We start from the raw sequence: 12,183 nt of genomic DNA on the forward strand, positions 1-12,183 counted from the left end.
GCGGCCGGGCATCGCGGTATGTCCTCACTCAGGGTGTCCACGCCCTGGTTCGACGAGACCGGCGGGGAGAGTTCCTGGCTCCCGGGGAGTGCTCCCCGGTGACAGTGGCGGGACCGCGCCGGATTCGCACCGGCTTCCTCTTCTGCCGCCGTACATGGCCCCGGCAGTCCACCACGCTCCGAGAACAGCCGTCAACTTGCCGTTGACCTGCGGAGGGAGAGTGTGCTGAGGCCCACACGGGCACCGGCGCGGCGGGCACGCGCGACGGCGGGTGCGGAGGGCGGAGCCGTCCCGCACCCGCCGTCGCGGGGCCGCGGTGTCGCCGGTGGGTCAGGCGACGATCAGGCTGATCCCGTACGCCACCGCCGCCACGCAGGCCGCGAAGCAGACGTACGCGCCGGTCGTCGCGAGGGCCGCCGTGCCGCCCCGGGCCTGGGCCCGCTCGCGGTGCGAGAGCCCGGCGACGCCGAGGGTGAACAGGCCCACGGTGGCCACGGTGGCCACGAGGCTGACGCCGAAGACGGAACCGAGGGCCGCCCAGTCGATGTTCATGCCGTTCGTCTCTTTCCTTCGTCGGGGCGGGTCAGGCCGCGGCGGTCGGCGGGGCCGCGGGGTCGGACACGACCGACGCGGCTGCCTGGGCGGGGGCGGGGATGGTGGCCGTCAGTTCCGCGGCCGCGGCCGCGGTCGGCGGGGGCACCACGGCGGCGAGCGCGGTGGTGACGACGCCGGGCTCCGCGTCGGGGGCGGCGACGTTGGTGTGGTCGACGACCTGGCGGCGCGACAACAGGTAGATGCCGGCGGACGCGGCGACCAGGAAGACGGCGACGAGACCGGTGCCCCAGCCGCCCTGCTCGGTCACGTACTCGGCGCCCGCGCCGACCAGCGCGGCGGCGGGCAGCGTCAGCGCCCAGGCGACCAGCATGCGGCCGGCCGTGGACCAGCGGACCACACCGCCCTTGCGGCCGAGACCCGCGCCCATCACCGAACCGGAGACGGCGTGCGTGGTGGAGAGGGAGAAGCCGAGGTGGGAGGAGGCCAGGATGACCGTGGCCGCGCTGGTCTGGGCGGCGAAGCCCTGCTGCGGCTGGAGGTCGGTCAGGCCGGAGCCCATGGTGCGGATGATGCGCCAGCCGCCGATGTACGTGCCCATCGCGATGGCGAGGCCCGCGGAGAGGATGACCCAGGTGGGCGGGTCGGAGTCGGGGGCGACGACGCCGCCGGCGACCAGGGCGAGGGTGATGATGCCCATCGTCTTCTGCGCGTCGTTCGTGCCGTGCGCGAGCGAGACCAGGCCGGCCGAGGCGATCTGTCCGGCGCGGTAGCCCTTCGCCGCGGCCCTGCCGTCGGCCTTCTTGCCCAGGGTGTACGAGAGCCGGGTGGCGAACAGGGCGGCGAGCCCTGCGACGATCGGCGCGGCGAGCGCCGGCAGCAGCACGTTGGTGACGAGCACGTTGCCGTGCACGGCCCCGGTGCCGGCCGAGGCGACCGTGGCCCCGATCAGACCGCCCATCAGGGCGTGCGAGGAACTGGAGGGGAGGCCGACCAGCCAGGTCACCAGGTTCCAGAGGATCGCGCCGACCAGGGCGGCGAAGATGACCTCGGGACGGATGCCGGTCTCGTCGACGAGACCTTTGGAGATCGTGTTGGCGACCTCCACGGAGAGGAAGGCGCCGACAAGGTTCAGCGTGGCCGACATGGCGACCGCGACCTTGGGCTTGAGCGCACCGGTCGAGATGGTGGTGGCCATCGCGTTGGCGGTGTCGTGAAAACCGTTCGTGAAATCGAACGCGAGTGCGGTTATAACCACGATCGCGAGGATCAGCGAGAAGTTTTCCATTTACCCAGGCAATCGTTCGAAGTCATTGGCGATTTGAACGTAAGTAACGTGGGTGAACGGAAGATGAACTGAGAAGGGCGTCATGGTGACCGCAAACGGAGGTGGGCGTGCCGGTCCGGTCGTGCCCCGACCGGGCGCGCGAACAGGCCCCGCCCGAGACCCTCGTGGCCCTCTGGGCGGGCTCCCGTGCCGGCGGCCTCGCTTCGGCCGTCGGCGGGCCCGTCCGTCGGTCTAGTAGCCGCGGGCGAACTTGCGCAGGGCGGTCGTCGATCCGTTGAAGAGATTCTGGTCACCCGGCAGCTTCCCGTTGCTGCCGTGCTGCCAGAACGTCCAGTACGACCAGCCCGCGGGCAGCGTCCCGGCGGTCTTGGTGCCGTGGCGCGCGACCCACAGCGCGTGGGTCGACGCGAAGGCGCGGCTGTTGCCCGTGCACGTGTTCCACCAGCGGGTGGACGTGTAGATGACGGGCGGCCGGCCGGTCCGGCGCTCCACCTCGGAGCTGAACGACCTGATCCAGGACGTCATGGCGCCCTTCGACAGGTTGTAGCAGCCGTGCTTGCGGTTGTACGGGTTGGATTCGAGGTCGAGGGCCGGCGGCAGCGTCCAGCCGTCCGCCTTCCACGCTCCGCCGTGGCCGAGGAGGTAGGAGGCCTGCGCCTTGCCCGAGGACCGGTCCGGCAGCGCGAAGTGGTAGGCGCCCCGGACCAGCCCGGCGGACCGCGCTCCCGCGTACTGCTTGGCGAAGTAGGGGTTGCGGTACGTCGTGGACTCGGTCGCCTTGACGTAGACGAACTGCGCGCCCTTCGCCCGCGCCGACGACCAGTTCACGTTCTTCTGGTACGCGGAGACGTCGTGCCCCCTGGGCAGGCCGGCGGCCGAGGCCGGGCTCGCGGCGACCGTGCCCGCGAGGGTGGCGGCGAGGGCGAGCGTCGCGAGGACGGGCACCGTGCCCCCGCCGTGCGCACGGCGGCTTCCGCCGGGACCGGCGGGGCGGGTGTGGTTGACGGGACGGACTGATGTGCGGGCGCGGACCATGCTTCCCCCGGAAACGGCGACAGGCGCGACAAGTTCACCAGAGGCTACTGGACGATCGGTGCAATTCAGATCATCTCCGGCATTACGTGCAAGAGGGGCACAATGGTGCGAATCGTCAACGGGCGTGCACCGCACGGGTGTTGGACCGGCCCCGGTGCCGCCGCGCCGGGGTGTCGCGTCCTCGCCGGACCGGCCCGCGCCACCGCCTGACAGGATCGGCGCATGGCTGAGGTGTGGAGTGACCGGCCCGGCGGGCCCGACGAGTCCGACGGCCGCCCCGACCAACGGGGCGAGGACGCCCGGGGTATTGGGGCGCCGGGAAACCGTGCGCCCCGGGGAGCGGGGGAGGGTGACGGCGCGTCGGCCGGGGCCGCGGCGCCCCGCCGGGCCGCGCTCCCCGAGGAGGCGGACGCCTGGCGGGAACTCGTCGCCACGGCACGCCGCACGGTCGCCGACGGTCTGGTCGTCGGCACCTCGGGCAACGTCTCCGTCCGCGTCGGGGACACCGTCCTGGTCACCCCGACGGGCGTGCCCTACGACCGGCTCACCGCCCGCGACCTGACGGCGGTGGACCTCGACGGCCACCAAGTGACCGGCACCCTGCGGCCGACCAGCGAACTGCCCCTGCACCTCGCCGTGTACCGGAACACCGCCGCCGGGGCCGTCGTCCACACGCACGCCGTGCACGCCACGGCCGTCTCGACGCTCGTGCCGGCGCTCCCCGACATCCACTACCTGGCCGGCACCCTCGGCGGCACCGTCCGCGTCGCCCCCTACGCGACCTACGGCACCGAGGAACTGGCCCGCAACGCCCTGGCCGCGCTGGAGGACCGCACCGGCTGCCTGCTCGCCAACCACGGGGCCCTCACCTACGGCGACACCCTCGACCAGGCCTACGACCGCACGGCCCAGCTCGAATGGATGTGCAGGGTGTGGCTGGCCGCCTCGTCGGTCCCCGGGCTGACCCCGGCGGTCCTGCCGGCGGACCGGATGGCCGAGGCGAGGGACCGCCTGCGGGGGTACGGGCAGCCCCGCGGCGTGTGACCGGCGGAGCACCGGGGAACCCGGACAGCGGGGCGGCGGAGCGGTGCCGCGTCACCCCCGAACGGCTTCCCACTGGCCCGGCCCGCCCGGCGACGGGACACTGAACACGTGCGCACAGTCAGAGCGACGGCCGCTGCCGTCACCGCAGTCATCGGTGCCGGAGCCGCCGCCGTGGCGGCCGGCCGGCTCGCCAGCGACGCCGCACTCAGGGCGTCCCCCGGCAGACCGCTCGCCACCGAACCCCGCCTGACCGTGCACGGCACGGCCGCGGGCCAGATCACCCTCACCCGCGACTTCGCGTCGCTGCGGCCCGGCACCTACGGGCTCGCGGGCGACGGTTCGCACGCGGTCGTCGGCCCGGTCCTGCCGGGTGCCGAGCACACCGCCGACACCGTCGTACGACGCCTGGAACGGGTCACCCACGGCACCCTCGGCGCCGGCGACCGCGCCTGGCTCACCCCGAACCTGTACGTCGGCAACCCGGGCACCGCGCTCGGCCTCGACCATGCCGACGTCGACGTGCCCGGTGAACTCGGCCCGCTGCCCGCCTGGTTCGTGCCCGCCGACCGGAGCACCTGGGTGATCGCCGTGCACGGCCTGGGCACCACCCGCGAACTCGCCATGAACGTCATGGAGTTCCTGCGCCTCCAGCGTTTCCCGGTGCTCGCCCTCTCCTACCGCGGCGACCTCGGCGCGCCCCGCCCCCGGGACGGCCTCGGCCACCTCGGGGAGAGCGAGTGGCGCGACCTGGACGCCGCGATCCGCTACGCCGTGCGGCACGGCGCCTCGAAGGTCGTCCTGTACGGGTGGTCCACCGGCGCGACCATGGCGCTGCGCGCCGCCGCCCGCTCGGGGCTGCGCCGCCGGATCTGCGGCCTCGTCCTGGACTCGCCGGTGCTGAGCTGGGAGACCACCCTGCGCGCCCTCGCGACCGCCCGCCGCACCCCCGGACCGCTGCTGCCGCTGGCGGTCCGCGCGGCCCAGGGACGGGCCGGCCTGCGCGACATCGGCACGGCGGAGGCCACCGACCCGGCGGGCCTCACCGTCCCGACGCTCCTCGTGCACGGCCCCGCCGACACGGTGGCGCCCTGGGACCTCTCCCGCCGCCTCGCCGCCCGGCGGCCCGACTTGGTCGCCTTCCACACCGTCCCGGACGCCCCGCACGGCGCCATGTGGAACGTGGACCCGAGGGGCTACGAGGAGGCGCTGCGGCGCTTCCTCACACCGCTGATGTAGGCGCCGGCGCGGGGGGCGCGCGGTCCGGACGGCGAAAGCGGCCGCCCGGACCGGGGGTTCGGCCCCGTGCCCGCCGCTTCCCGGCCAACGGCGGCGACCTCGTGCCCGGTGGCGCCCGTCGCGGCCGGCTCGGACCCCGGGGCAGCCCCCGCGCCAGTGCCGCGCCCCCGGCGAGCGCCCCGGCCCTGGCGGGACCCGGTCCGGCCTCCGCCCGGGGATTCGCGCCCCGGGCGCCGCGCTCCGCCGGGGCGCCCGCGAAGGCGTCCCCGCCTGCCCCGGAAGCCCCGCCGACGGCGCGGCGTTGGCCTGTCCCGTCGCCCGCCGTGACGTTCCGTTTGGGTTTTCGGACCGTCAACCGGAAGACTGCACCCGTGACGTCCCGTATCCCGCGCGACTCCAGGCTTCGACTCGTCCGCCCGCGACCCCTGGCCGCCGCCCCCCGAGCGATGAACCAGCGGCGCTCGCGCCGCCCCGCGCCCCGCCCCCCGGAGGGCACACCCGCACCGGGGGAGCTCGCCGGCATGGCGCGCTCCGGACTGGCCGGCGCGGCCCGCGTCGCCCGGTGGGCCGACACCGCCCTGCGCCCGGGGCACGACGCCCGGGGCGTCCTCTCCGCCGAGACCGCCGACCGTGCGGCCCGCGACCTGGGCCTGACCACCGCCCAGGTGCACGCCGACTGGGACACCGCCCGCCTCGCCGGCCTCGTGGAGGTGCACGGCGACGTCGCCCGTCCGGGCTGGCGGCTGCGCGCCTGGAACCGCGACGACAGCGCGGTGCTGCGCGGCTGGGTCGCCCTCTTCGACGCGTGGTCCCTGTCCTGCCCGGAACCCGGCGACCACGAGGCGGCCGCGGTCGCCGAGGTGGTTTCGGCCATGCCGCAGGTGCTCTCCTTCCTCCAGCTCTCCGCCGGGCCCGTCCCGGTCCCGCAGCTCCTCGACCTGCTCGTGCAGCGCGTCACCGAGCTGCGCACCGAACGCTGCGAGGTCCCGTTCGGCCCGCAGGCGGTGCCGCCGGTGCCCCTCCAGCCCGTCGCGCCCGCGGTCGACGCGGCACCCGAGACGTCCCTCGCCCCGCTGCTGGACTGGGCGCTCCGCGCGCTCGCCGGCGTCGGAGCGCTGACCTGCGGCGACGGCCAGGCCGAGCTGACGCCGCTGGGCAGTTGGGCGGTCTGGGTCAAGCTGGAGCAGATCTGCGTGGCCGCCCAGAGCCCCGCCGGGAACATCGAACAGCCCGCCGAGGACATGCTGCGCGGCTGCTCGCAGCTGCGCCCCAACGCGGCCCGCGCCGAGTACCGGGCCTGGCTCGCCGCCCGCACGGTCGGCAGCGCCGTCTCCGAACTCCTGGCCGCCGCCCGCGGCGAGGACGCCCTGCTGCGCGGCCTCGCCTTCGAGGCGCTGCGGGTCGTCGGCGCCCCCGCCGAGCCGGACGTCCGGCGCGTCTCCGACGAGCCGACACTGCGCCCGTACGCGCTGCTCTGGCTGGCCGAGTACGACGGCGCGGACCCCGAGGACGCCCACGAGGTGCTCACCCGCGAGGAGGCCACCTGGCTGTGGGTCGACACCGCCGCCGCGGTCGCCGACCACGGCGAGGCCCCGCTGCTCGTGCGGCACCTGGAGTCCGCGGTGCAGCCGACGATCCCCGCCTTCCTCGACGAGGTACGGGCCGTCGGACACCCCCGTACCGTGCAGGTCCTGGTGGCCCTCGCCGCCGCCCACCCCGACCCGGCCCTCGCGAAGGCGGTGCGCCGCGCCGCCTTCCAGGTCCACGTCGGGGGCTAGGAGGCCGGGGCCGGGGAAGGGCGCGCGCCCCGCTCAGCCGCCGAGGTCCGGGGCGTACGTGCCGAAGCTCCAGATGTTGCCCTCGGCGTCCCGCGCCATGTAGTCGCGGGAGCCGTAGTCCTGGTCCGTGGGCGGTACGAGGATCTCCGCCCCGTGCTCCACGGCCCGCCGGTGATGGGCGTCCACGTCGTCGACCACGACGTAGACGCCGACCGGGCCCGCGTTGCGCATCGCCTCGTCGAAACGGCCCCCGTGCCCCTTCGAGCCGAGCATCACCGCCCCGTTGCCCTGGACCAGTTCGGCGTGCGCCACCGCGCCGTTCTCGTCCTCGTACACCGCGTGCCGCGTGAAGCCGAACGCCTGCGTGAGCTGTTCGACGGCCGCCTTCGCGTCCGCGTACAGCACCGTCGGGAAGACGCTCGGGCCGCCGCCGTCCTTGCCCGTCATACCGATCACACCCCTGCCGTCGGAGGGCCGCCCCGCCCCGGAGGCGGCCGAAAAGTGCGCTTTCGCACAGTCTGGCACCGCCCACCGACAACGCCCCGGCCGCACGGCCGCACGGCCGCACGGGGGCGTCAACGGAAGGTGTCGCACGCCCCCATGTCCCCGCTGCGGTAGCCCTGCCGGAACCACTGCTGCCGCTGCCGCGCCGACCCGTGCGTCCAGGTCTCCGGCGTCACGCGCCCCTGGTAGCGCTGCTGGATCCGGTCGTCGCCGACGGCCGCCGCCGCGTCCAGGCCGTCGTCGATGTCGGCGCTCGTCAGGCTCGTGATCAGCGGCCGGCCCGTCGACTCGTCCTTCGTGGTCGTCGCGTGGTGCGCCCACACGCCCGCGTAGCAGTCGGCCTGGAGCTCCGTGCGGACCGCGTTGCTGTCCGCCCCGGTGCGCCCGTCCTGCGAACGGCCGAGCGCCCCCGTCAGGTCCTGCACGTGGTGCCCGTACTCGTGCGCCACCACGTACGCCTGCGCGAACGGCCCGCCCGTGGCGCCGAACCGGCCGCGCAGCTCGTCGAAGAAGCCGAGGTCCAGGTACACCTTGCGGTCGCCGGGGCAGTAGAACGGCCCGACCTCCGAGGAGGCCGACCCGCACGCCGTGCCCACCTGGCCGGTGAACAGGACCGTCGGCGAGGGCGTGTACCGGCCGCCCCGCCGCGCGAACTCCTGCGACCAGTAGTCCTGGACGCTGTTCACCACGGCGACGGTCCGGCAGTCGTCCTTCGCGTTGGCGTCCCGCCCGGTGCGGCAGGTCTGCTGGACCTGCGCCAGGGACGAGGCGGCGGCCGTGGGGGAGGCGCCGCCGTCGGACAGCCCCAACTCGTCCGGGCCCACGCCGAAGAACAGCCCGAGCAGCAGCGCGACCACTCCGGCGAGACCGCCGCCGATCGTCGCCCGGCCGCCGGGCACCCGGCTGCCGCGCACGTCCTGCACCTCCGAGGTGTCCAGACCGGCGTCGTCGTCGAACTGCATGGGGCCCCGCCTTCCGGAGTTCCGCGACCTTCCCGCGACCGTGCGACCACCTGACCACGCGCCTCGCGCCGTCCACCCCGGGTCCGGGGCATCCGCGCCGGGCGGGGGCCCGAACGGGGGACGGCGGGAAGCCGGCGGTACGGGCGGGCGTACGGGAGACGGGGGAGTGCGGGCGGGCGCCCGCCGGTCCCGGCTGCCCGCTCAACCGCTCCGTACGCGCGCGGGAGGCGGGCGGAAGAGGCGCGCGGCGGCCCGGTTGCGGGACATGTCCCCTGCGCACGGGCGCGCGCACGACCGTCACGGGGACGCCGGAGGGGCGCTTGCGCCGCCCCGTTAGACTGACCCCATGGCCGTTCTCCTCGCGCATTAGACGGCGGGTACGCCTCAGCCGCCCATCCGCCACCTTCCCCGACGCTCGGCCTGGCACGAGCAGGGGCCTTCCACGCCCAGGAGTCCGACCCGTGATTTCCGCCTCCGGCATCGAACTGCGCGCCGGTGCCCGCATCCTCATCGAGAACGCCAGCTTCCGCGTCGCCAAGGGCGACCGCATCGGCCTCGTGGGCCGCAACGGCGCCGGCAAGACCACCCTCACCAAGGTCCTCGCCGGCGAGGGACAGCCCGCCGCCGGCAACGTCACCCGCTCCGGCGAGGTCGGCTACCTGCCGCAGGACCCCCGCACCGGCGACCTCGACGTGCTGGCCCGCGACCGCGTGCTGTCCGCGCGCGGCCTCGACGTCCTGATCCGCAAGATGCGCGAGAACGAGCAGCGCATCGCCAGCGGCCAGGGCGCCACCCGCGACAAGGCCATGCGCCAGTACGAGCGCCAGGAGACGGAGTTCCTGACCAAGGGCGGGTACGCCGCCGAGGCCGAGGCCGCGACGATCGCCGCCGCCCTGAACCTGCCCGACCGGGTGCTCGGCCAGCCGCTGCACACCCTCTCCGGCGGTCAGCGCCGCCGTATCGAGCTCGCCCGCATCCTGTTCTCCGACGCGGACACCCTGCTGCTCGACGAGCCCACGAACCACCTCGACGCGGACTCGATCGTCTGGCTGCGCGACTATCTGCGCACCTACCGCGGCGGCTTCATCGTGATCTCCCACGACGTCGACCTCGTGGAGACCGTCGTCAACAAGGTGTTCTACCTGGACGCCAACCGCGCCCAGATCGACGTCTACAACATGGGCTGGAAGCTGTACCAGCAGCAGCGCGAGGCCGACGAGAAGCGCCGCAGGCGCGAGCGGCAGAACGCCGAGAAGAAGGCCGCCGCGCTGAACGCCCAGGCCGACAAGATGCGCGCGAAGGCCACCAAGACCGTCGCCGCGCAGAACATGGCCCGCCGTGCCGAGCGCCTGCTGTCCGGCCTCGACGACGTGCGCCAGTCCGACAAGGTCGCCAAGCTCCGCTTCCCGGAGCCCGCGCCCTGCGGCAAGACCCCGCTCACCGCGGAGGGACTGTCGAAGTCGTACGGCTCGCTCGAGATCTTCACCGACGTCGACCTCGCGATCGACAAGGGCTCCCGCGTCGTCATCCTCGGCCTCAACGGCGCCGGCAAGACCACCCTGCTGCGGCTGCTGGCGGGCGTCGAGACGCCCGACACCGGTGACGTCGTTCCCGGTCACGGCCTCAAGCTCGGTTACTACGCGCAGGAGCACGAGACCCTCGACCCCGAGCGCTCGGTGCTGGAGAACATGCGTTCCGCGGCGCCCGACCTGGACCTCGTCGAGGTCCGCAAGGTGCTCGGCTCGTTCCTGTTCTCCGGCGACGACGTCGACAAGCCGGCCTCTGTGCTGTCCGGCGGCGAGAAGACCCGTCTCGCGCTCGCGACCCTCGTGGTGTCGGCGGCGAACGTCCTGCTCCTCGACGAGCCCACCAACAACCTCGACCCGGCCAGCCGCGAGGAGATCCTCGGCGCGCTGCGCACCTACAAGGGCGCCGTCGTGCTGGTCACGCACGACGAGGGCGCGGTCGAGGCGCTCCAGCCGGAGCGGATCATCCTGCTGCCCGACGGCGTCGAGGACCTGTGGGGTGCCGACTACCGGGACCTCGTCTCGCTGGCCTGACCCCCGCCGCGCGACCGGCCCGCCGCCGGTCGCGCGGCCTCCCGCGGCGCCTTGAGCCGCTGCCCGTGTCGACACGGGCAGCGGCTCGTGCTGAATCCGTTGATCCACGGGCTATGGATCATTCGGCCTATCGGTGATCCACCATCTGTGTGAGATCCCCTCGTACCGCGGTGTGTCCTACATCAATTCCGCCGCGGTTCCGTCTATAAGACGTGTCCCTGCCACGCCGACGCGCTGACCTGCCCTTTCGCGAGAAATTCCGACTTTCCCGAGAGCGGCCGCCGTGTGGAGTCATCGATTCCGGTTGTGTGTGCCGACTCCTGTCGTCACAACCTCGTCCTACGGACCTTGCCGAATGGGTGGCCATCAAGCTCCGGAGGGGTGATCATGAGGAGACCAGAGCGCACTTCCCATGAGGAGGCACGGGTGGCCGAGACTCTGAAGAAGGGCAGCCGGGTAACCGGCGCCGCGCGCGACAAGCTCGCGGCAGACCTGAAGAAGAAGTACGACGCCGGTGCGAGCATCCGTGCGTTGGCCGAGGAAACCGGCCGTTCGTACGGATTTGTGCACCGCATGCTCAGTGAGTCGGGTGTCACGCTGCGAGGGCGTGGCGGGGCGACGCGCGGCAAGAAGGCCGCGTCCGCCTGACCGACTCCGGGCGGCCCATCGTGCATCGATGGTGGCCACCCGGTCGGTCAGCCGATCGACCGGGTGGTTACTGTGCAGTCACTTAGTGATCCGCCCCCTCGCGGGGGCGGTGTCCCAGGACGACCGCACCCACCGGAGGCGCACCGTGGCTTCGCCCGACAAGGACCTCGCTCCCGTACTCGACCAGGACGGCGTACGGCTCACCGTGGACGACGCGATCGCCACGGTGACGCTGACCAACCCGGCCAAGCGCAACGCGCAAAGTCCCGCTCTGTGGCGCGCGCTCGCGGAGGCCGGGCGGCTGCTGCCGGGCACCGTCCGTGTCGTGGTGCTGCGTGCCGAGGGGAAGTCCTTCTCGGCCGGGCTCGACCGGCAGGCGTTCACCCCCGAGGGCTTCGACGGCGAACCGTCGTTCATCGACCTGGCCCGCGGTGGAGAGGCCGAACTCGACGCCGCCATCGCCGGGTACCAGGAGGGCTTCACCTGGTGGCGGCGCAGTGACATCGTGTCCGTCGCCGCCGTGCAGGGACACGCCATCGGGGCGGGCTTCCAGCTCGCCCTCGCCTGCGACCTGCGCGTCGTCGCCGACGACGTGCAGTTCGCCATGCGCGAGACCGGTCTCGGTCTGGTGCCCGACCTCACCGGCACCCACCCGCTCGTCGGCCTCGTCGGATACGGCCGCGCGCTGGAGATCTGCCTCACCGGCCGCTTCGTGACCGCCGACGAGGCGGTGTCGTCCGGACTCGCCAACCTCTCCGTGCCGGCCGGCCAACTCGACGTCGCCGTCAAGGACTTGGTGGCCGCGATCCTGGCCGCCCCGCGCGACGCCGTCGTCGAGACCAAGGCGCTGCTGCGCGGTGCCGCCGGCCGCGACGAGGAGGCGCAGCGCGCCGCCGAACGCGCGGCCCAGGGGCGCCGCCTGCGCGACCTGGCGGGCGTCGGCGAGTAGCCACCCGCCCCGAGACGACGGCCCGCACCGCACGGGTCCCGGCTCCCGCACGGGACCGAGCGCGCGGGCCGTCGGCTCACCCACGGACACGGCGACGGATTCCACGCAAGTCCCGTTCACGGGCAGG

At 74.0% G+C, this 12,183-nt stretch carries 11 protein-coding genes and 1 riboswitch; of the genes, 6 read left to right on the plus strand and 5 right to left on the minus strand.

The genetic code is table 11. From position 1 onward, the window contains the following. Positions 1-46 precede the first annotated feature (46 nt). Positions 47-180: riboswitch (cobalamin riboswitch) on the minus strand. Between the two features lie 150 nt (positions 181-330). From ACFZA0_RS05385 to ACFZA0_RS05395, 3 genes are all read right to left on the minus strand, one after another. After that, complete coding sequence (locus ACFZA0_RS05385; RefSeq protein ID WP_391011545.1) at positions 331-552, minus strand: hypothetical protein; 222 nt, start codon at positions 550-552, stop codon at positions 331-333. Positions 553-583: 31 nt separating this feature from the next. Next, positions 584-1,840 carry an inorganic phosphate transporter gene (locus ACFZA0_RS05390; protein ID WP_391011548.1) on the minus strand — a complete coding sequence of 419 codons (1,257 nt, stop codon included), beginning with the start codon at positions 1,838-1,840 and terminating at the stop codon, positions 584-586. Between the two features lie 231 nt (positions 1,841-2,071). Continuing rightward, on the minus strand, positions 2,072-2,785 hold the full coding sequence (locus tag ACFZA0_RS05395; protein ID WP_391011550.1) for a GH25 family lysozyme: 714 nt from the start codon (positions 2,783-2,785) through the stop codon (positions 2,072-2,074). Positions 2,786-3,097: 312 nt separating this feature from the next. Between ACFZA0_RS05395 and ACFZA0_RS05400 the strand changes: the two genes are divergently transcribed. The 3 genes from ACFZA0_RS05400 (at position 3,098) to ACFZA0_RS05410 (ending at position 6,933) form a co-directional block, all read left to right on the plus strand. Further along, positions 3,098-3,919 (plus strand): class II aldolase/adducin family protein, encoded by an 822-nt coding sequence (locus tag ACFZA0_RS05400; RefSeq protein WP_391011553.1) that lies wholly within the window; start codon positions 3,098-3,100, stop codon positions 3,917-3,919. 108 nt (positions 3,920-4,027) lie between these two features. Then, positions 4,028-5,155 carry an alpha/beta fold hydrolase gene (locus ACFZA0_RS05405; protein ID WP_391011556.1) on the plus strand — a complete coding sequence of 376 codons (1,128 nt, stop codon included), beginning with the start codon at positions 4,028-4,030 and terminating at the stop codon, positions 5,153-5,155. Positions 5,156-5,526: 371 nt separating this feature from the next. Beyond that, positions 5,527-6,933 (plus strand): hypothetical protein, encoded by a 1,407-nt coding sequence (locus ACFZA0_RS05410; RefSeq protein WP_391011559.1) that lies wholly within the window; start codon positions 5,527-5,529, stop codon positions 6,931-6,933. Between the two features lie 33 nt (positions 6,934-6,966). Here the strand turns inward: ACFZA0_RS05410 and ACFZA0_RS05415 are convergent, their stop codons facing one another. Together ACFZA0_RS05415 and ACFZA0_RS05420 are read right to left on the minus strand one after the other, a co-directional pair. After that, on the minus strand, positions 6,967-7,380 hold the full coding sequence (locus tag ACFZA0_RS05415; RefSeq protein WP_391011562.1) for a VOC family protein: 414 nt from the start codon (positions 7,378-7,380) through the stop codon (positions 6,967-6,969). Positions 7,381-7,508: 128 nt separating this feature from the next. After that, on the minus strand, positions 7,509-8,399 hold the full coding sequence (locus ACFZA0_RS05420) for a neutral zinc metallopeptidase (protein ID WP_391011565.1): 891 nt from the start codon (positions 8,397-8,399) through the stop codon (positions 7,509-7,511). Between the two features lie 461 nt (positions 8,400-8,860). Between ACFZA0_RS05420 and ACFZA0_RS05425 the strand changes: the two genes are divergently transcribed. The 3 genes from ACFZA0_RS05425 (at position 8,861) to ACFZA0_RS05435 (ending at position 12,056) form a co-directional block, all read left to right on the plus strand. Further along, positions 8,861-10,459, plus strand: a complete 1,599-nt coding sequence (locus ACFZA0_RS05425) for an ATP-binding cassette domain-containing protein (RefSeq protein ID WP_391011568.1) — start codon at positions 8,861-8,863, stop codon at positions 10,457-10,459. 426 nt (positions 10,460-10,885) lie between these two features. Continuing rightward, positions 10,886-11,107: a helix-turn-helix domain-containing protein gene (locus ACFZA0_RS05430; RefSeq protein WP_018567695.1), complete on the plus strand. Its 222-nt coding sequence runs from the start codon at positions 10,886-10,888 to the stop codon at positions 11,105-11,107. A 145-nt stretch (positions 11,108-11,252) separates the two neighbouring features. Continuing rightward, positions 11,253-12,056 (plus strand): enoyl-CoA hydratase-related protein, encoded by an 804-nt coding sequence (locus ACFZA0_RS05435; RefSeq protein ID WP_391011571.1) that lies wholly within the window; start codon positions 11,253-11,255, stop codon positions 12,054-12,056. The last annotated feature ends 127 nt before the right edge of the window (positions 12,057-12,183 follow it).

It is taken from the genome of Streptomyces sp. NPDC008150 (assembly GCF_042956945.1).
In the GTDB taxonomy this organism is placed as follows: domain Bacteria; phylum Actinomycetota; class Actinomycetes; order Streptomycetales; family Streptomycetaceae; genus Streptomyces.